Source organism: Candidatus Amarolinea dominans (assembly GCA_016719785.1).
Classification (GTDB): Bacteria; Chloroflexota; Anaerolineae; order SSC4; family Amarolineaceae; genus Amarolinea; species Amarolinea dominans.
Genome location: JADJYJ010000007.1, coordinates 283,951 through 304,199, shown reverse-complemented (window position 1 = coordinate 304,199; position 20,249 = coordinate 283,951). Strand labels below are relative to the sequence as shown.

The 20,249-nt window shown below is 58.4% G+C and carries 17 protein-coding genes and 2 pseudogenes; 1 reads left to right on the top strand and 18 read right to left on the bottom strand.

Features of this window, described 5'->3' with window-relative positions; all coding sequences use genetic code 11:
* Positions 1–92 precede the first annotated feature (92 nt).
* Positions 93–794 carry a hypothetical protein gene (locus tag IPM84_11140; protein ID MBK9093314.1) on the bottom strand — a complete coding sequence of 234 codons (702 nt, stop codon included), beginning with the start codon at positions 792–794 and terminating at the stop codon, positions 93–95.
* A 391-nt stretch (positions 795–1,185) separates the two neighbouring features.
* Between IPM84_11140 and IPM84_11135 the strand changes: the two genes are divergently transcribed.
* Positions 1,186–4,116 carry an SBBP repeat-containing protein gene (locus IPM84_11135; GenBank protein MBK9093313.1) on the top strand — a complete coding sequence of 977 codons (2,931 nt, stop codon included), beginning with the start codon at positions 1,186–1,188 and terminating at the stop codon, positions 4,114–4,116.
* A 35-nt stretch (positions 4,117–4,151) separates the two neighbouring features.
* On the opposite strand, the gene IPM84_11130 is transcribed toward IPM84_11135, so the two are convergent.
* The 17 genes and pseudogenes from IPM84_11130 to IPM84_11050 form a co-directional block, all read right to left on the bottom strand.
* Positions 4,152–4,814 carry a DUF4386 family protein gene (locus IPM84_11130; protein ID MBK9093312.1) on the bottom strand — a complete coding sequence of 221 codons (663 nt, stop codon included), beginning with the start codon at positions 4,812–4,814 and terminating at the stop codon, positions 4,152–4,154.
* A gap of 20 nt (positions 4,815–4,834) precedes the next feature.
* Positions 4,835–5,107, bottom strand: coding sequence for a hypothetical protein (locus IPM84_11125; GenBank protein ID MBK9093311.1), 273 nt, complete (start codon positions 5,105–5,107; stop codon positions 4,835–4,837).
* A 166-nt stretch (positions 5,108–5,273) separates the two neighbouring features.
* Positions 5,274–7,819 (bottom strand): annotated as a pseudogene (locus IPM84_11120) (LuxR family transcriptional regulator).
* 219 nt (positions 7,820–8,038) lie between these two features.
* A complete protein-coding gene (locus tag IPM84_11115) occupies positions 8,039–8,254 on the bottom strand; it encodes a hypothetical protein (protein ID MBK9093310.1) in 216 nt (71 codons plus the stop codon).
* 73 nt (positions 8,255–8,327) lie between these two features.
* Positions 8,328–8,741 carry a hypothetical protein gene (locus tag IPM84_11110; GenBank protein ID MBK9093309.1) on the bottom strand — a complete coding sequence of 138 codons (414 nt, stop codon included), beginning with the start codon at positions 8,739–8,741 and terminating at the stop codon, positions 8,328–8,330.
* Between the two features lie 146 nt (positions 8,742–8,887).
* On the bottom strand, positions 8,888–9,184 hold the full coding sequence (locus tag IPM84_11105) for a hypothetical protein (GenBank protein ID MBK9093308.1): 297 nt from the start codon (positions 9,182–9,184) through the stop codon (positions 8,888–8,890).
* Positions 9,185–9,359: 175 nt separating this feature from the next.
* Positions 9,360–12,101 (bottom strand): helix-turn-helix transcriptional regulator, encoded by a 2,742-nt coding sequence (locus tag IPM84_11100; protein ID MBK9093307.1) that lies wholly within the window; start codon positions 12,099–12,101, stop codon positions 9,360–9,362.
* Positions 12,102–12,433: 332 nt separating this feature from the next.
* Positions 12,434–13,027: a hypothetical protein gene (locus IPM84_11095; protein MBK9093306.1), complete on the bottom strand. Its 594-nt coding sequence runs from the start codon at positions 13,025–13,027 to the stop codon at positions 12,434–12,436.
* On the bottom strand, positions 13,020–14,408 hold the full coding sequence (locus tag IPM84_11090; protein MBK9093305.1) for an aminotransferase class V-fold PLP-dependent enzyme: 1,389 nt from the start codon (positions 14,406–14,408) through the stop codon (positions 13,020–13,022). Before IPM84_11090 ends, IPM84_11095 begins: the two co-directional genes overlap by 8 nt.
* Before the next feature lie 49 nt (positions 14,409–14,457).
* Positions 14,458–15,159 (bottom strand): DUF4386 domain-containing protein, encoded by a 702-nt coding sequence (locus IPM84_11085; GenBank protein ID MBK9093304.1) that lies wholly within the window; start codon positions 15,157–15,159, stop codon positions 14,458–14,460.
* A 54-nt stretch (positions 15,160–15,213) separates the two neighbouring features.
* Entirely contained in the window at positions 15,214–15,876 is a 663-nt protein-coding gene (locus IPM84_11080; protein ID MBK9093303.1) for a DUF4386 family protein, read from the bottom strand.
* A 170-nt stretch (positions 15,877–16,046) separates the two neighbouring features.
* On the bottom strand, positions 16,047–16,370 hold the full coding sequence (locus IPM84_11075; GenBank protein MBK9093302.1) for a hypothetical protein: 324 nt from the start codon (positions 16,368–16,370) through the stop codon (positions 16,047–16,049).
* Positions 16,371–17,096: 726 nt separating this feature from the next.
* A pseudogene (locus IPM84_11070) lies at positions 17,097–17,288 on the bottom strand (response regulator transcription factor).
* 43 nt (positions 17,289–17,331) lie between these two features.
* A complete protein-coding gene (locus IPM84_11065) occupies positions 17,332–17,709 on the bottom strand; it encodes a hypothetical protein (GenBank protein ID MBK9093301.1) in 378 nt (125 codons plus the stop codon).
* A gap of 44 nt (positions 17,710–17,753) precedes the next feature.
* The gene (locus tag IPM84_11060; GenBank protein ID MBK9093300.1) at positions 17,754–18,671 is read right to left on the bottom strand and encodes an MBL fold metallo-hydrolase; all 918 of its coding nucleotides are present in this window, start codon (positions 18,669–18,671) and stop codon (positions 17,754–17,756) included.
* A gap of 56 nt (positions 18,672–18,727) precedes the next feature.
* Entirely contained in the window at positions 18,728–19,804 is a 1,077-nt protein-coding gene (locus tag IPM84_11055; protein ID MBK9093299.1) for an alpha/beta hydrolase, read from the bottom strand.
* A gap of 35 nt (positions 19,805–19,839) precedes the next feature.
* Positions 19,840–20,082: a hypothetical protein gene (locus IPM84_11050; protein MBK9093298.1), complete on the bottom strand. Its 243-nt coding sequence runs from the start codon at positions 20,080–20,082 to the stop codon at positions 19,840–19,842.
* Positions 20,083–20,249 lie beyond the last annotated feature (167 nt).

The window sequence follows — 20,249 nt, the reverse complement described above, 5'->3', positions numbered from 1 at the left end:
TCTTCCTCTTCGATGGTCTTGTTGATCGTGTTCATTCTTCCTCCTGTTTTATCGATATGGATGAGTCACATCTTGTTTCATGGTTGGACAGCCTAGAATGCGGTCGCGATGAGCTGTATCCCATAGGGAATCAAGGCGCTTCCCATCAGAACAGAGGCGCCGAGATTGATGATTTCCAGTCCATCCGGCGTGCCTACCAGCAGCACGCCGATCAGAAAGAGGGTGCTCTGCCAGGGTGGCAGCGCGCTGACCTGCAGCAGGCCAACTGCCTGAATGGCAAATCCCACCGGCAAGAGCAGAATTCCCCACAGTAGTATCATCCAGCCCTTTTTGGAAAACATAGCCAACAGGCCCGGCATCATTGCGGAAAACTCCTCTTCCGGCACAGTGTCCAGTGCGCTCATGGTCAGGCAGAGGGCGCCTTTGTCCGCTGCCAACAGGATGGCGCCCAAGACGGCCAGCACCGCACCGATCAATCCTGCCCAGGCAGCACTTCCCTGACTTAGGATTTTCATAAAGTGAAAGGCCACACCGATCAGGAGCGCCGTGCTTAGCAGCACCAGGCTGTGCGCGAATTGCAGCAATTTGTTCCGCCGTGCCCGCCGAATGATTTCCACAGGCTGGAGCAGCCGTGGTCTCAGTAACCCGGGGTGAACGGAAAAAGCAAAGATGAAGATCACAGGGAAGAGGATGAATGCTGCCCCGGCGCCGACCTGTTGGATTTGTGAGATTAAACTTGGGTTCATTTTGCATCGCCTTGTTGTGATTGATTTTGGCGTGAACAAGTCGCTCACGCCGAACCTTGTACCTGTCCTGTCCGATTTTCAGCCGCTGAGCCGCTTGCTCAAGGCACAGGTAATATACCGGCGCGACAGTGTTGTTGTATAGACACTTTGGTGTTGGTGGGAGGTGTTGTTTTGGATGGCAGGACTTACGCAGTGGCGTCACAAACCCGCTACGAATTCGTGCAGATCATTCCGGTAGGGAGATAGTTTTGACCTTCACTGCTCTTGGTGATATAGTGGTTTCAAGTTATTGTGGCTGTACAAGACCGTTGCCTGCATGTTCCGGCGCTGACTCTCTCATCACACTGTCTCTTGGATCTGCATTTTTACACCTGCCGCGGTCACCTAATTCATCTGCTGATGTTTGATATGCCCCTATTCAACATCGAGAGGTGCTGCCATGTTCGTTCGTTTTCCCCGTAGCCTGGTTGTCGTCATCAGTCTGTTGGTCGTCTTGATCCTGCTACTACCCGCGGGCAGCTTGTCCAGCACGGCCACAACCGCCCAGCCCGCGACGGGCAAGGTGCTTCGTGCCAGCCCGGTCATGTTCATTGAGAATGTCGGCCAATTCGCCGAGGGGGCGCGCTTCCAGGTGCACGGCGGCAACCAGACGATGTGGCTGGCAGAAGACGCGCTGTGGATCACAGTGGTTGAGCCGGAGCGCGGCGCAACGGAGGGACAGAGCAACCCGGCAGGGCTTGACTCTCCCTCGCGCACCGACCCTGCCTTCTTACAGCCTGTCAACGGCGTCAATATCCGCCTCTCCTTCATTGGCGCCAACCCTCACCCGCGCCTGGAACCATTTGATCGCCTGGACACCGCCGTTTCCTACTTCCTCGGCAACGATCCAGCACAGTGGCGGTCTGATGTACCTGTTTGGGGCGGCGTGCGCTACGTGGATCTGTATCCAGGCGTGGATTTGGAGCTTACCAGCGGGGGCGGACAGATGGTGCAGCGGCTGGTGGTCCAGCCTGGCGCAGACCTGGGCGCGGTGCGGCTGCGCGTGGAGGGCGCTGACGCCGTGGCGGTGGACCAGAATGTTGTGCGACTGAGCACGGTTGCAGGCGAAGTGGCTGTGCCGCTGCTCCTGACCGCCGGAGCGAGCGGTGAGGCGATCGTGCAGCCGCAGGGCGCGCAGGCGTTCGAGGTGATCGCACCCTTCACTCAGTTGCCATCCAAGCGGCCATCGACAAGCGAAAACCAGTTATCGCCGGCCGACCACCCTGAAGACCTACTTTATGGTACTTTCTTAGGCGGCAGTGATGTAGATGGTGGTAACGCCATCGCAGCAGACGGGACGGGCAGCGTCTACGTGACGGGTTCCACCCAGTCCAGCGATTTTCCTGCCACGCCGGGTGCCTTCGACACAAGCGCCAACAGTTTGGACGCCTTCGTGGTCCATCTGAACCCGTCCGGCGGCGCACTGGCCTACGCCACCTTCCTGGGAGGCAGTGATGTCGACTATGGCACAGCCATCACCGTGGACGGAGCTGGCAACGCCTACGTAACGGGCGACACCCACTCCAGTGATTTTCCCGCTACGCTAGGCGCCTTCGATACAAGCTTCAACAATAACTCTGGCAACAGCGACGCCTTCGTAATCAAGCTCAATCCTGCTGGCAGCGGGCTGGCCTATGGTACGTTTTTGGGCAGCACAACTGCCGACTGGGCCTACGCCATCACTGTGGATGGAGCAAGCAACGCTTATGTGACGGGAGAGACGCATTACAGGGACTTCCCGACCACGCCGGGCGCCTTCGATACGAGCTTCAACAGCACCTACATGCCGGAGGCCTTTGTGGTCAAAATGAACTCGGCCGGCAACGGATTGATCTACGCTACCTTCCTCGGCGGTAGCGGTGAGGATGGTGGCCATGCCATCGCCGTGGATGGGGCGGGTAACGCCTATGTGGCGGGCTTTACCACTTATGGCTATCCTCCCTTTCCCACCACGCCGGGAGCGTTCGATACAAGTTTCAATGGTAGCTATGACTCTGATGCCTTTGTGGTCAAGTTAAATCCGGGTGGCAGTGGGCTGGCTTATGGTACCTTTCTGGGCGGCAGTGGCAATGAACGTATCATCGCCATTGCCATTGATGACGCAGGAAACGTCTATGTGACGGGCAAGACAGCGTCAAGCAACTTCCCCACCACGCTGGGTGCCTTCGACACGAGCTTCAACGGTGGCAACACTGACGCCTTCGTGGTCAAGCTGAACTCGGCAGGCAGCGGACTAGCTTACGCCACTTTCCTGGGCGGCAACAATTTGGACGATGGTAACGCCATCGCCGTAGACTGGGCGGATAATGCCTACGTAGCGGGTACTACAGGTTCTTCGGCAAATTTTCCGCTCACGGTTGGTGCGCTGGCAACGGTCTTCGGCGGAGCGACTACCGATGCCTTTGTCGCCAGGTTGGATGCCACCGGTAGCCAATTGACCTACAGTACCTTTCTCGGCGGCGTCGGGTTAGACGATGCCCGAGATATAGCTTTTGGACCCGGAAGGCGATGTCGTGCATGTAACAGGAAAACTTTTTCGTCGAATTTTCCGTTGACTGCGAACGCTTTCGACTCCACTTTGAACTATGGCGACGCTTTCATCCTGAAGCTACGGTTGCGGGGAGGCCCCCTGATGCCGACGCCAACACCGACAATTACGCCAACACCAACCTCTACACCGACATCTACCTCTACGCCGACGAATACGCCGACGGCAACGCCCGGTCCGTCACCGACCCCAACCCCAACACCACCGCCGCCGATCGTTCTGTATCCCCATACCGACGGTTGGCTTCGTGGATATCCCGCCTCCCAGGTCGGGAGCGCTTCGGTGAGTTCGTCACAGCGTTCAGCGGACTGGTATTATGCCCTGTCTGGACCGATGAGCGGTAATACCTACAAATTGCTGGAACTCAGCCTGAATCCGCTGTCGTCCGCGTGTTGGGCCTGCCTCGATTTCAAGTTCATTAGTCAAACCTCAGTTGGTGGATCAGAACGCGTGTTAGCCTCTACCAACAGATGTGTTGACGGGATAGGAGAGCTGTTTAGCCAAACGCTGAATGGTGAGTCAGCGAATGGGGCTTTGCTTGTCTTCCGCATGACATGGACATCCGGAACATGTGCGGGGACGCTTACTTTCGGCTCTCCTACCTTCAGCCGGATCGAAATCCCCGGTGTCCTGCCCTCAACATCCACCCCAACCGCGACGCCGACGGCAACGCCCAGCCCGACGCCGACGAGGACCTCTACACCGACTGTGACGCCGACACGCACGCAGACCGCTACGCCGAGAGCGAAAGTCTACCTGCCGTTATTGCTGCGCAATCAGTGATCGCATGGTCTAAACATCCGAACTCTTCTGGTTCCCTACGCTGTCGTGCCCGCCTTGCTGCGCAGCAGCACGATCCCCAGCCAGACGAACCAGATGATCTGGCTGAGACCGAAAACCCCGGTCAGCAGGTCGGTCAACCCTGGGATCAGCGAGAGGACGCCCACCGCGCCGACCAGCAAGCCCAGGACATTCAGCCCCTTGGGCAGCCCGCCGGCCCGCAGCGCGGCCAGGCTGACCAGCAGCGCCCAGAGGCCGCCCAGGATCTCGCCGTTGCCATTGCCCAGCCCGCTCGCCACGGCCTCGATGCCCTGCCAGAGCAGCGCGGCCTGGGCCGGGTCGGTGGCGTGGAGCGCAACGGTGGGCGCGATCCCGGCATTGGCGACCATGCCGCTGGCGATCAGCGCGCCCGCCCAGATGATGCCGAGTGCGGTGGCGGCCTGCATCAGCGCCGGCGCGCCGGCCTGCAGCCGCTCGTACAGCGCCAGCGCCAGCACGATTAGCACGACGCCGAAGAACACGTACATCAGCAGGTTGGTCGCAAAGGTGACCGTCTGCATCTCGACGAGCAGGGCCACTTTTTGCGCCGAGTCGGTGATGCTGGGATAATCCAGCACGACAAGAAGGATGGCAATACCGATGAGATAGGCGACGGCCAGGTACAACGCGGCGATGCCGCCATACTTCTGCAGAGTTTTCATTTCCTCCTCCTTCTCTTGTTTTACTCCTGATAAGCTTGGTTTGCAGGCTCCAGCGGTGGAACCTGATTGACCGAGACCAACGGCATGCCTAAATCGCGCACCTTCTTGAGCAACCCGTGCAGCGCGGCCTGGTCAATCACCGGGCCGGTTAAGAGTGTATCGCCGTCCGCTTCCAGCGTGATGGTTAGACCGCCGAACCAGTCTGCCCACTCGCGCCCCAGATGGCCCTTGAGCCTGATTTGATAGACCACGGGTTGGCTTGGATCGGTTGTCGGTTCGGGTTCGTTCGACATAACCTTGCACCTGTCCTGTCCGATGTTCGCCGGCTGAACCGCTTGCTCAGTGCACAGGTAATATATAGGCGCGACGGTGTTGTTGTATAGACACTTTGGTGTTGGTGGGAGGTGTTGTTTTGGGTTACTGAAGGAGGAGAATGTCGAGGAAAACGAATACTTGCGGTTACAACAAGCCCAGCTCGCGGGCGCGGGCGATGGCTTCGGTGCGGCTTTGCACCTGGAGTTTGTCGAAGATGCGGCGGTTGTGCCCTTTGACCGTGTCCAGGGCCAGGAAAAGGCGCTCACCGATCTCCTTGGTTCGAGAGTCCCAGGGTGATCAGCTTTAGGATTTCCAACTCGCGTTGGCTCAGTGGCTCAGGGATTTTCGATTTTCGATTTTCGATTTTCGATTGTCGAAGATCCCCGATGGGGGGTGGGGTGGCCGCCGGTTGTGCAAAAGCGGCCAGGAGTTTATCCACGTAACCGAGCAGTTTGTAATCTTGGCCGCGCGGTTGCTCTTCAATCCACAATCTAAAATCCAAAATCAGCAATCGCATTGGCTCGCCTTCGTCCACGAAGACCCGGATGAAACCTCCCGGCTCCGCCAGCGCCAGGGCCTCACCCAGCAGTTGTACAGCCTGATCCTTTTCGCCATTGGCACGCAGAGCGACCGCCTGAAGAATCATCGCTTTAAAACGTTCGTCTGCCAAACCCTGTGCTTCCATCTGTTGACGCAATGGCCTCAGCACCGCCAACGCTGCGGACGGGTCTCCCTGGGCCAGGTGTACCCTGGCCCGGATGAGGGGCAGCTCGTACTGCCCGGCCAGATCAGCGGCGGCTGTTATATTCCCCTGTCTTAGCAGCACCTTTACCTGGACAGCAGCGACATCAGGCATGCGCTCCACGAAATTATTCTGGCGCACGGACTGCTCGGTCTCCGCTAACATGGCGGCCGCGCCGGCCACATCTCCCCGGGCCAGTTTCTGACGGGCAAGATACACTTCACAGAGTACGAATCTATCAATGCTTTTATCATACTGCCGCGCCAACTGAAGGCTCTGTTGGAAGTACTGCTCCGCGGCATCCAGATCGTTCCATTCGTAGAATATGCGGCCCATGCCAAGATACGCTTCATTGGCACTCAGAGGGGGCGGATCACCAAGCAACTGCAGATAACGCCGAAAGGTATCCAGGGCGCGACTGGGCATCTATCTGGTGATCATTGAGAGCCAACGTAGCCCTGTGGGCGGCAATTTGCCCAATTAGAGCGCGGGTCTTGTCGTCCGGCTCGGCGCCTTGCAGGGCGACAGCTAAAGCTGCCTCAGCCGCACCTAGTTTCTCTTCGACACCGGTCGTTTGGCCGCCCACCAGTAATGCCGAGGCATGCCTCACCCACAACGCGGGCCTGGCATCCAGCACCGTTGTCGGCAGTGACGCCAGCCAGTCCAGTATCGCAGCCACGCCACGCGAGTGCAGGTGCAGACCCTTTTCATCTATCAGGTGCTCGGCGCGCCCCACATCATTGGCGGCTGCCGCATGCTGAAAAGCTTCAAGCTCCAATCCATGGTCTTCATACCACTGGCTGGCACGGCTGTGCAATTCGGCCACACCCCGCCCCTCGCCCCGTGCCGACGTGGCTGTGCTCTGGTGCAGTCTCTGGCGCAGCAGATCGGCAAAGAGATGGTGATAGCGGTACCAACGCCGCTCGTCGTCCAGGGGGACGATGAACAGGTTGGCATGTTCGAGATATTCCAGGGTTTCTTGCCCGGAAGCAGATGGATCAAGCAGAACAGCATCACACAGCGGGCCGCACAGGCGGTCGAGGATGGAGGTGCGCAGCAAGAAAGTCTGGACGCTTGCGGATTGCTGTCCCAGGACTTCTTCAACCAGGTAGTCCAGCACGAAATGGTGGCTGCCGGTGAAAGATTTGATGAAGCCGGCGGTGTCCTGCTGTCCCTGCATGGAGAGCGCGGCCAATTGCAGACCGGCGATCCAGCCTTCGGTGCGGGTTTCCAGCGCAGCAATATCCCCGGCCGAGAGGTTGAGGCCCATCACCCGATTGAGAAACTCGGCGGCTTCGGCGGGCGTAAACCGCAGGTCGGCCGCGCGCAGCTCGGTCATTTGCCCTCGGGCGCGCAAGCGGGCCAGGGGAAACTGCGGATCCTCACGGGTGGCGATGACCAGGCGCATCTGCGGCGGCTGATGTTCGACCAAAAAGGTGAGGGCCTGATCCACCGGTTTGGAGTCAATCGTGTGGTAGTCGTCAAGGACGAGGATGAAATCAGCCGGGATGGCGGCGATTTGGTTGAGCAGGATCGTCAGGAGCGGCTCGATGGGCGGCGGCTGGGGGGATTCGAGCGCGGCCATCACCCCGGCGCCGATGCCGGCAAAGAGAGTCTGCAAAGCCGCCACGAGGTAAGCCAGAAAGCGCGTGGGGTCGCTATCCCCGGCGTCCAGTGACAGCCAGGCAACTCGATTTGCGATTTGCGATTTTAGATTTACGATTTCGCCTCCGTTTGCAGCATCCAATCGAAAATCGTCACTCGTAAATCGCAAATTGTTCACCCACTCGCTGACCAGCGTGGTTTTGCCAAAACCGGCGGGGGCCGAGATGAGGGTCAGCTTGCAGTGCAGACCCTCGTTCAGCCGCGCGATCAGGCGGGGGCGGAGGACGACTTTAGGCCGCGGTGGGGGGATATAAAGTTTAGTGGCTAAAACTGTCGTAGACATAGATCCATTATAAGGTACACGCCCCAGATTCAAAAAAGCGGAAGCGGCAAAACCTAATCAGGGTTTGTATCGGACGGCTCTAGCGCCAAAGCGCTTTCAGGAACAGAAACATATTCGGCAAAACTGCCACTGCCAAGCCCAAAAATATCTCCAAAGACCGCATCCCCTGGCCGAAACAGTTTGACGTTTCTGCCAACTGCTTCAACGCACCCCGCAATGTCAGCGCCGAGGATTGTGTTTTTGGGTTTGAACAGCCCAACGCCCATCAGACGCATTGGGAAGGATGTCAGCAGTCAGCAGATGCCAGTCCCCCGCATTGATGGATGCTGCATAGACTTTTACCAGCACTTTTTCTTCATTGAGGGCAGGCTTTTTCACCTCTTCGAGATGAAGAACATCTGGCGGTCCATATCTTGTGTATACAATCGCTTTCACTTTGTCTCCTTGAGTAACACAATACCTTCGCCAATCCATTCCTGAGCGAAGGTATTGTGCTTGCTAGATTCGATTAGGAGGGCTGAACTTCAGGGTTAGTCCATTTCCAAGCGTACCAAACAACCAGTAGGCCAAACACAACTTGTGCTGTTGACCAGACTATCTCATAACCAGCGGATCGCCACACAAGAAGATGCAAAACCCAAAAGGTAAGATTGATCATGGCATAGAGTATGCCTATGATGCGGTTTGCCCAACGACTCACGGCAGACTTCAACGTCAGGGTCAAGACACTCATAAGAACCGAACCCACGAGCAATGTTGCCATTACCAACAAGAATTCGGGGGGTACTCCGAGAGGTTCGGTAGCCGCAGATAAGCGGTACGTATCTCCATTTAAACTACTTAACATTCCAGCTACCCATAACACTGCAAGGATTATCCTCACATCTAGCAGATTCCTTGCGGTCTTGTTGATGATATTCATTGTCTATCTCCTTTTTTGCCTGATATTGATGAGTTCCATTGAATTGAACTTGCAGAAAACTGTGGTCGCCATCCTGTTCCTGGGGGCTGAATTAGGCTGGTAATGTTATCAAAGGCAAACCTCCTTTCCAAATAGCTTGTCTCCATTTACGGTTTGACATCTGACGCGTCCGCCTGGCCTGTCCCGAACGTAGCTGAGAGGCCGCGTTCGACAGGAGTGACCGAGACCAACGGCATGCCTAGATCACGCACCTTCTTCAGCAAGCCATGCAACGCGGCCTGATCGACCACAGGCCCGGTCAAAAGCGTATCGCCGTTGTCTTCCAAGGTGATGGTCAGTCCCTCAAACCAGTCGGCCCACCGGTCATCCAGGTGTCCCTTGAGGCGGATTTCGTAGCACTGATGCTGGTTATGTTTTTGGTCGAATGTTTGTCTGTCACTCATCATGCGCCTCGCGTTTTTCCTTTCGTTGTTTATCTGCCCAAAGGATACCGCCCGATGTGGTGAGGCGTCATCACCACATGATGTGATTGAGGTTGTGATTGTTGGTGAAAACAAAAAGCCCCGGCAGATGGTTTGAGGACACCTGTCGGGGTCGGAGTTGGGGCTCTTGGGTCAGTTAGAACAAATCGAGTTCCTCGGCCCGGCGGACAGCCGCCCGGCGATTATTGACCCCCAGTTTGTCGAAAATGTTTTTGGTGTGGGTACGAAAGGTGTTGAGCGAGACGATCAATTGGCCGGCAATTTCGGGGCCGCTTAATTCGGTGCGGAGCAGCTTGAGCACTTCCAGTTCGCGTTCACTCAAAGGCTCTATCATGTCTGATTTTTGATGGATGATTGCTGATTTTGGCGCCGCCACCGGTTGTGTAAAGGCAGCCAGGAGTTTGTCCACATAATCGCTCAACGGATGATCTCGATTGCGCGATTGTTTTTCAATCAACAATCGCATCGCTTCGCCTTCATCCACAAAGATGCGAACATAGCCTTCCGGCTCGGCCAGGGCCAGGGCGCGTTCCAGTGCGGCGAGAGCCTGGGGGCGATTGCCCTGCGCCTCGTGGGCCAGCGCCTGCACCAGCAGGATGTCGAGCGCGCTGTCCCGGCGCTTTTGCGCTTCGGCGGCTTGCAACAGGCGTGCAAGCAGGGCATTGACCAGTGGGTTGGCGATTTCCAGCCGGGCCAGGGTGAGGTGCTCGAACTCATGCAAGTAGCTGACTTCATCTGCCAGCGAAAGCCCGCGTTCTGCCGCCCACGCCCGGGCTTTATCGGGCCGCCCCTGTTTGAGATAGATGCGCGCTTTCAGGGCCGCAATGGGGCGCAGGTCAGGTATGAGGGTTTGGATATAGACCCGTTTGGCCTCGTCGAGCAGGGCCAGGGCGGTTTCCAGATCGCCTGCGGCCTCTCTCAATTGGGCCTGGGCCACATGCCAGCGGTACAGCCAATCCACCAGGGTGGTTTGCAGACCCAATTCGGCGGCTCGTTTCAGGTGATGAGCGGCGAGGGTGTCTTCTCCCCGCTGACGGTAGATCATGGACAGGCCGAGATGATGGTGGGCAGTGATGTGTTCAGCCTCCGGGCCGTGTTGGGCGGCCAGTTGCAAGGCATCCTGATAGGTCCGCTCGGCCTCGCTCAGGCGCCCCAGACCCACCAGCAGGTCGGCTACAGCAAAGGCGCTGGCAACCACCATGACGTGATTGCCCAGCTGGGTCAATCTCTCCATCGAATCACCAATCCCCCGGATGACCGACTCCAGGTTGCCGCTGGCCCAGTGGATGACTTCCAATATGGTGGTGGCCCGGGCGCGCCGGTCAAAGTCATCTTCGGGGATGATTTGGAGCGCCAGTTCGGCGTATTTCACCGTTGCGGCGGGATCGCCCTGCACCTGGGCGTTGTAAGCGCGGGTCAAAGCGATCATCGCTGGCAGGGGTTTAAGCTGCGCTTCGTTCGTAAATTCCGAACCATCCAGGCATCGTTCAGCGTCCTGCAGGCGCAACTCGCTGGCCTCCAGCTCGCCGGTATCCGTAAATGCCTGGGCAATCTGGGTACAGAGCACAGGCATGGTGCGGATCAGCTTGTCTGGCAGCTTCTTCACCCAGCCAAGCCAGGCGGCAGACTGGAAACTTTCATTCATCCCCTGCCAGGCCGCTTCAGCCAACCCCGCCGCCCGCACAAAATCCCCGGCTGCGATGGCGTGGTAAAACGCCGCGCCCAGGTCGCCGTTCTCTTCATGCCACTGGCTGGCGCGCAGGTGGAATTCGGCGAATTCTTTAGGTTTTCCCAGACGCTGGCGCAGTAGCTCGCCAAAGAGATGGTGATAGCGATACCACCACCGTTCGTTATCCAGCGGGACAATGAACAGGTTGGCGCGTTCGAGATATTCCAGGGTTTCCTGTCCGGAAACAGAAGGAGAACACAAAACAGCATCACACAGCGGGCCGCACAGGCGGTCAAGGATTGAAGTGCGCAGCAGAAAAGTCTGGATGCTTTCGGACTGCTGTTGCAGGACTTCTTCCATCAGATAGTCCAGCACGAAATGGTGGCTGCCGGTGAAGGACTTGATGAAGCTGGCGGCGTCTTGATAGCCCCGCATGGACAGCGCCGCCAGTTGCAGGCCGGCAATCCAGCCTTCGGTGCGGGTCTCTAGTGCGGCGATATCTTCCGCTGAGAGGTGAAGACCCATCACCTGGTTGAGAAAATCGGCGGCTTCGGCGGGGGTAAAACGCAGGTCGGCAGCGCGCAGTTCGGTCGAGTGGCCCCGGGCGCGTAAGCGGGCCAGGGGCAGATGTGGATCCTCACGGGTGGCGATGACCAGGTGCATCTGGGGCGGCAGGTGATCGAGCAGGGTGGCAAGAGCCTGGTCAACCGGTATGGCCTCAACCAGGTGGTAATCGTCAAGGACGAGGATGAAGTTGTCCGGGATGGTGGTGATTTCATTGAGCAGAGCCGTCAGAATTGATTCGGTGGGCGGTGGCTGGGGGGATTCAAGCGCAGCCAACACCCCTGCTCCGATATTCCCCGCAATCGTCTGCAAAGCCGCGACAAGGTAAGTCAGAAAACGTGCGGGATCGTTATCCCCTGCGTCCAGCGACAGCCAAGCAACTCGATTTGCGATTTTAGATTTACGATTTACGATTTCGCCTCCGTTTGCAGCATCCAATCGAAAATCGTCACTCGTAAACCGTAAATTGTTCACCCACTCGCTGACCAGCGTAGTTTTACCAAAACCGGCGGGGGCAGAGATGAGGGTCAGTTTGCATCCCGAAGAGAGACCCTCGTTCAGCCGCTCGATCAGGCGGGGGCGGAGGACAAGTTTAGGCCGAGGTAGGGGGATATAAAGTTTGGTGGCTAAGATGGGCGTGGACATAGATCAATTATAAGTACACGCCCCCCAGAAATCAAATAGCGTCCCAAACCAGTCACAATCTTCCAGTTGCGTTGCGTATAGACGCCGAGGTTTTCCTTGCGGCGGTCACTCCTCAAACCGGCCTGGTTCCTCCGTCAGTGCTGCAACACTCGATAGGGGTGGGGGGGTAGCCCTTGCCTCACAGGCACTTGCACCCTGTCAGAAACGCCAAACTTCTTGGCGCACAACGGCTCGCGGCTCACCTGCGCCGCACACGACTGTTGATACTGCAGTCGCATAAAGAACTTGGCGCCTTCGAAGCAGCCATTCTATGCGTATGCACCCCGCAACTATCATATGGGCTTTGGGGCTGGATCTGCCGGGTCGATGGCAGGGGTCTTTCGCATTCCCACTAGCTGTCGGACTGCTGAAGATACTCCCGCAATCGCAACGCCCAGCATGAACATGGAGGCCGAGCATATCGCCAGTACGATCAGGAAGCTAGCAAGAGCCACGTAACGGCTCATCTGAATGACATACCCCGTACGCTGATGCAAATAGAGTTTTCCGTGAAGCCCGCGACGAGCGGCTCTATACCCTAAGAGATTGCTCAAATGAGTCGTAATCACAATGAAGTATAATCCCCACACGTAACCGATCAATAGAATACGAAAGCCCTCCGGAATCCAAACCAGTGATAACGCTACAATCGCGCTGAGAATTGCCGCCGGAACAATGTGCCTACGATCAACGATTTGCCGAGCCAGAACTGCCTTCTGATACAGAGGGTTGCCTTCAATGGTGTTAATCGGATAACTTTCATAGTGCTCGGAGTAATGCAGTTGACGCTCGCGCTCCTGGCTGATTGTAAGCAACCAATCACTCCACATCAGAAAGAATGTGACGACGCCTGTTATCCAGGGTTGGACTGCAAACCATTCAATCATCACGACACCTCACTAGTTCAGCGGAGGAGAATTGAAGCAGCCCCTTTCTCACCACCAGCGCCCCCGTGCCGAAAGGCGCGTAGGCCTTGTGGGCAGAGAAGGCGAGATAGTCAATCCCGCAGGCTGCCATTTCGACCTTTCGGTGGGCGATCAATTGGGCCGCGTCCACCAGCAGGCGCGCGCCGTATCGGTGTACGATGCGGCTGATCTCAGCCAGATCGTTGAATACCCCCAGGACATTCGATGCGCCGCTCATTGCCACCAGGCGAATGCGCTTGTTGCCGTGCTGACCCTCCTGGTTGTAGGCGCGCAGGAGCGCTTCCAGCGCGTCTAAATCCAGGAATCCTTCGTCGTCGGCCGGGAACCGGATGAGCGCCACGCCGGGGAGTCTGCGCCACGGCAGCTCGTTCGAATTGTGTTCCAGGATCGTGTTCACCACGACCGGCCTGATCCCGTTCTTGGTTTCACCCCCCAGGCTTTCGGCGGCCAGGTTGATGGCCTCGGTGGTGTTGGATGTAAAAATCACGTCGTAGTCTGCCGGAGGCGCGCCCAGCACCCCGGCGCAAATGGACTTGACCTCCCGGACAATCTCCCGCTGCACCTGCTCCGGAAGACGCCAGGCCTGGCAGACCGCGTTCCATATCGGCGTGAATGTAGGAGTGCTGGCGCCATTATCCAGATTGATGAAGGGCCTGGTGCCTGCCAGCGTCGGGACGGGAACCCTTTGACCGATCAGGGTCGGCCGGAGTGCATCCAGCAGCTCCCGCCCGGAGAATTTCTCCAGCTCGTCGTGATACAGGATGTCAGCCGCCGTCTGTCTTTCGGTGTTCGCTGCAAGAAATGCGTCCTTGCCGAACTGCCGGATCAACTGCAGCGCCCGGGCAAAGGCAATGACGTTAACAACGGCCGGTGTGCCGGCCTCGAACTTGTCCGCCCCCCTGGCCCAGATGACCCAACCATGGGAGACGAGCCGGGCGGTGCCGCCGCCCGGCTGGAGGGGCGCGCCTGCGGGCAACGCATTTCGTGCGACAGCCACCGCCCGCAGACCCAGGGGCAGGCCGATATCCCGGCTGGACACAGTGTGGCAACGCATCCGCCCGAATCGCGCCTGGAGCAGCTCCGCCCGCCTGGGAGAGCAAAAGATGACGGTGTGTCGGTCCTGATCCAGCCCCAGATCATCCAGGACAATCTCGCGGGCCTGCTCGTACAAGTGCGTGGAGGCCAGCGAGTTATGGCCGCTGCCGCGGTGGACGTTGGCATAGGTCTCCAGCGCCGCCTGCACGCCGCGCCCTAGCTCGGCAAAGGCTTCATTGTGCCTGGCCCGCTCCTCGGGCTGAAGAACTTCCAGCGGTTCGGAGGTTGTGCCTGCCATCGTTTTCATCAGAGGCTCATCCTTTTCGGTTGGCGGTCACCAGGACCTGTTCCGGCCATCAGCCGGCCTCGTTTGCGGCCGGTTTCTGCCCTTTGGCGCCCATGATCAGAAGCCACAACGTCAGCCCAAATTCCGCAATAAAGCCAAGCGGCCAACTGATATAGGTGATTGCCGCGAGGCCTGGGAAGAGGAAAAACTGAAGCGCAGTCATCAGCCAGAAAGCGCAATGCAGCATCAACACAATGCCCAGGATCCTGGGCAGAAAGCCCGACTTGAAGACCAGATAACCCAGCGGGAAGAGCCAGGCGCCGTAGAAAATCTGGGCAATCGCGAACCCATTTTTGTGCAGAACCAGGGATAGCATGGCCAGCGCCGACAGTTGATCGGCCGGGAATACTTTTAGATAATCAGCGCCGCTCAGAAGCAGTTGGCCGGCAAACAAGAAGAGATCGCTGAAACACTGGATGGCGACACCGCCCAGGTTCAACAGCAGGAACAGCAAGGCGATGTTCTCGTTGACCGGCTTCAGCAGCGCGTACAAAGCCCAGGCTGCCAGCAGAAAAAGCACCGCCGCAACCAGATCGCCCATAATGCCGATACGGAATTGCCCTGCCGACGCCGCGATATTCCTGGCGGTTGTCGCGGCATCTCCGAGTACAATCAGCCTGGAACGCCCAATCACATCTGCGAGGATGTGAACCACCATGTAAATCAGATACAGCAATCCAGCCATTCTTGCGGACTTATTGACGGAATTCATTTTGCTCTCTCCTGAGGGTTGGCAACTGTCGAACAGTTGCCAACCCTGTCACTTTTACGCCGTCCGGCCTGGCTTGCTGCGCAGCAGCACAATCCCCAGCCCGACGAACCAGATGATCTGGCTCAAGCCGAAAACCCCGATCAGCAGTTCGGTCAACCCTGGGATCAGCGAGAGGATGCCCACCGCGCCCACCAACAACCCGAGGATGTTCAGGCCCTTGGGCAGCCCGCCGGCCCGCAGCGCGGCCACGCTGACCAGCAGCGCCCACAGGCCGCCCAGGATTTCGCCGTTGGCGTTGCCCAGCCCGCCTGCCACGGTTTCTATCGCCTGCCAGGTCAACGCAGCCTGGGCCGGGTCTGTGGCATAGAGCGCGACGACAGGGGCGATCCCGGCATTGGCGACCATGCCGCTGGCGATCAGCGAGCCGGCCCAGATGATCCCGAGCACGGTTGCCACCTGCATGAGCGCCGGTGCGCCGGACTTCAACCGGTCGTACAACGCCAGCGCCAGGACGATCAGAACGACGCCGAAAAACACGTACATGAGCAGGTTGGTCGAGAAGATGACCATCTGCATTCTGACGAGCAGGGCCACCTTTTGGGCCGGGTCGGTGATGCTGGGGTAGTCCAGAACGACGAGAAAGAGGACCATTCCGATCAGGTACGCGACTGCCAGGTACAGCGCGGCGATACCGCCAGATTTCTGCAAGGATTTCATGTTTAGCTCCTTTAATGTTGAATCTATCTGAATTATGCTTGAGGGAAGCCCCCCCCCCCCCCCCCCCCCCCCGCCCCCCCCCCCCCCCCCCCCCGGGCGGGGGGGCGGCACGCGGCCCCCTTGCGGTCCTTCTCTGTTCCTGGACTTCGTTGTTTCATCGCTGGTCTCCTTTAGACTTCGTCAGTCCATGCCTGACCAAAAGCCCCGGTCAGCGCCGCCGCGCAACCCTGTTGTGTTCTGATTTGTTCCCTCTGACTGACGCTTGCTGCGAGACTTTCAGGGTTGCGCCACTTCCAGGCATACCAGACGATCAAAAGCTTGCAGGCCATCTCCACTATGCCGAAGAGCAGGTAGAAAGCGTGCAGGTTTCCCCGACCAGGTTCCCATATTGAATAGCCGTGTAGAGCGCCCCCAGGATGATGTTCGCCCAGCGCTCGACCCCGGGCTTCAATCGCCAGGGGCAGGAAAACCATGACGGCAGGGATCTGCATCATGATCGCGCGGTCAACAAAAAGGCCTGCGTGACTTGGAATGAACCCATTCGTTCCCGTGATCACTTCCTAAGACCATCAGACCAGGCTGTGCAACGAAAAGAGTCACCATAGATGTACAAGAACATGAGAGCCGCCCACAGGGCGGAAAGCTTCATCTTCACAGATCTTCACATCTTCCTTTCGGTGGTCCTATTGTTTGTGTTCATTTTTATCTCCTTGTTTTCTGCTTGATTTTGGCGTAAACGATCTGGATGAGTCTTACGATTTGACATCTGGCGCGTCTGCCTGGCCTGACCCCGCAAGCGTCGTCGGGGGGCTTGGGTTTGACGGGACAGACCGAGACTAAAGGCATGCCCAGATCACGCACTTTCTTGAGCAGGCCGTGCAGCGCGGCCTGGTCAACCACGGGGCCGGTCAGAAGCGTATCGCCGTCCTCTGCCAGCGTGATGGTCAGGCCGCCAAACCAGTCTGCCCACTCGGCGCCCCAGATGGCCCTTGAGCCTGATCTGATAGACCGCGGGCTGGCTTGGATCAGTTGTTGGTTCGAGTTCGTTCGCCATGACCTTGCACCTGTCCTGTCCGATGTTCGCCGGTTGAGCCGCTTGCTCAAGGCACAGGTAATATACAGGCGCGACGGTGTTGTTGTATAGACACTTTGGTGTTGGTGGGAGGTGTTGTTTTGAATTTATGGAGGGGGAGAGTGTCGAGGAAGACGAACACTTGGGGTTACAGCAAGCCCAGCTCGCGGGCGCGGGCAATGGCTTCGGTGCGGCTTTGCACCTGGAGTTTGTCGAAGATCCGGCGGTTGTGCCCTTTAACCGTGTCCAGGGCCAGGAACAGCCGTTCGCCGATCTCCCGGTTCGAGAGTCCCTGGGTGATCAGCTTCAGGATTTCCAACTCGCGGCCGCTCAGTGGCTCGAACGAAGGCTGAGGGATGAGGGATGAAGATTCTTTTCTTCTTTCATCCTTCATCCTTCATCCTTTCAGAGACCCATTCGCTGACCAGCGTGGTTTTGCCAAAGCCGGCGGCGGCAGAGATGAGGGTCAGTTTGCCGTGCAGACCCTCGTTAGGCGGGGGCGGAGGACGACTTTGGGCCGCGGTGGGGGAATATAAAGTTTGGTGGCTAAGATGGGCGTGGACGGTGTGGATGTTTCTGCTCTTGATGAACAGGCCCTGTTCCACACCGTTGATTTCGACGTGGATTTTCTCTGAAAGACTGCCGGCCAGCGGCTCCCCGGTTTCATCGAGGAAGGGCTGCGGCTGACCGGGACTCCAGGCGAACAGGATGCCCAGTAAAACAAGACTGATTGCCAGGAAAGAGCCGAGGACGATCCACATCACGCTTCGTGCCTTTCGTAAGTTGAATGGGAACATGATTCCGTTCAGGGAAACTGGATGGCTTCGCCAACCTTCAGGGTGTGATATGCGCCAGGGAAGGCGCTCTCGAACGCGGACAGGGCTTCCGGTCCGCTGTCGTGCGGCGAGAGGGCGACCAGGCTGACCCGGCGGGATTGCAGGATCTGTATCTGTGGTTGAACATCTTGCGCGGTTGCGTTGGTGTAGTGCAGGCCGCCGACCACACCGACAACCTGCGCGCCGTACAGGGACTCGGCGCGCGCCACCAGCCGTTCCAGGCCGGGATGCCCGCAGCCGGTAATCAACACCAATCCGTGACCGGCGACATGCACCACCAACGCTTGTTCGCCGCCTTTGGCCGCGAACAGCGCCAGCGGCCAGGCTTCCAGATAGGAAATGACGCCGGTCGTGGCGATGTCGGGCGCGGGCAGGGTGGGGATGGTGGCATGAACCGCGCCTTTGTAGGTCGTCACATGCGGGACAAACACCAGCCGCTCGCCCAATCCGCCGGGCAGTTCGCCAAACGAAATTGTGCGCTGGCGCCAGGCCGTCAATCCGCCGACGTGGTCGGGGTGGGGATGGGAAATCACCGCCCGGTAGACTTCATCCCAGGCGATGCCCAGGGCCTGCATATTTTGCGCGAAAGGCGCGACGGTCAGCCCATCGGGATTGTCGCCGACATCCAGCAGGATGGTGGCTGAGTCGGTGCGGATCAGGTATGAGACGCCATGTCCGCTGCTGAAGTCGGGGCTGGCGCTCGCCGCCTCGTACAGCGGGATGATTTCCAGGCTGGAAGTCGTCGCCAGGGCGGGCGCATGGGCGTCGAAATTCGTCCACGCGTCGGCCACTGCCTGCCTCGCCTGCCACCAGCGAAAGCCAATCAGGGCGGCGATGAGCAGGGGGATAAGGATCAGCACTGCGAAGAAGAGTTTAACTTTGTTCATTTCGGATTCCTTTCTACGGAAGTAGTTTGCAGGGTAGTCGTCATGGAATTCTCCATCTATCTGTACGTTTCAGCAAGGACGGTATCCACCATTAGGCTGTGGAACTTGTCAGCCTCCTCCCAAATCATGCCGTGCCCGGAGTTTTCAAAGAAGACCAGTTGCTTGCTCGGCGCTTCGAGCAGGTTGAAGTATTCTTCGGGAATCTGGGATGGATTGTTCATGTCGTGGCGTCCCAGCACGATGTACGCCGGCAGGGCGAGGCGGGTTGCGTCCTGGCGGAAGTCCATCTCCTGCAACTGCGGATAGACCACATTGAAGGTGTTCATTAGGCCCAGCAGGTAGTAGATCCGGTCCAGCCAGCCGTACTCGGGCTGTTTGAGCATCAGCATCAGGATGTCGCCGTCACGGCGGTATTCCGGGTCTTTGATATTGGGGGCTTCGAAAAGGGCATACTCGCGCCCAAACAGAGTGGCATAGGGCTGGATGGGGCTTTTGCCGAAGTAGGGCGGCGGGCCTTGCTTTTCCAGCGTCGCCACGAACTTGGCGTCGCCGCTCTGGCGGGAGTGCTCCAGTACCATGTCGTAGATCATCTGGTCGGTTTCCTGCATATCCACCATTTGCGACGTGCCGACGTAAGCGTGGAACAGGTCGGGGCGCTGTTGGGCGGCGCGCACGCCGATGATGGTGCCCCAGGAATGCCCCACCAGGTAGATTTTCTGCTCATCGAAGCGTCCACGCAGCAGGTCGGTCAGTTCGATGAGGTCTGCAACGTACTGGTCAACGGTCAACGCCGCTTTCGGGTTCAGCGCCGGGTAGGACTTGCCGCAGCCGCGCTGCTCCCAGATGACGACCACGAAATGCTGCTCCAGTTCGCTGTTGAAGCGCAGGACGCGTGCCGCTTCGCTGGCGCCGGGACCGCCGGAGAGGAAGAGCAGGACCGGCTTGTGTACATCCTGTCCGCGGACGATGAGCCACTGATCCACGCCGCCGAGTTTGACCTTCTCCAGCGCGGCGATGCTGCCGGGCAGGGGCTTCCCGTCCGCGCCGGTGATGGCGGGGGTGTGGGCGGTCCACTGCGAACCGATGACGATCGTCGCCAGTAGAACGATGATGACGGCAAGCAGAAGAATCATGCGACCTCCAAATCGCTTCAGTCGTTGAGGAGTGTTCATTCTGGTTTCCTTTCTTGATCTGGTTCGGTCTGCGCCGGGGCGCGCTGGATGGAAATCAACTCCAGCCCCAGGTCGCGCATCCGATTGAGAATGGCATGCAGGGCGGCCTGATCCAGCCCTGCGCCGGTGATGATGGTCTCGCCGGCGGGCGTCAGGCTGAGCGTCAGTCTGTCGAACCAGCGGAACCAGCGCTCATCCAGGTGACCTTGCACGCGGATTTGATAATCGTGGCGGTCCATACGTCAACTCCTTTGGGTCTCACATGGCGCCAAGCGCCGGCTGTTGCTCAGTGGCCGCAGCGCCCTAATGACAGCCCCAGTCTACCGCAACCAAGCGCGGCCTGTCGCCTATCGAAGGATAGGTTGGAGGATAGGTTGCGTGTCAGGTGAGGGGAGGGTGTGGACGA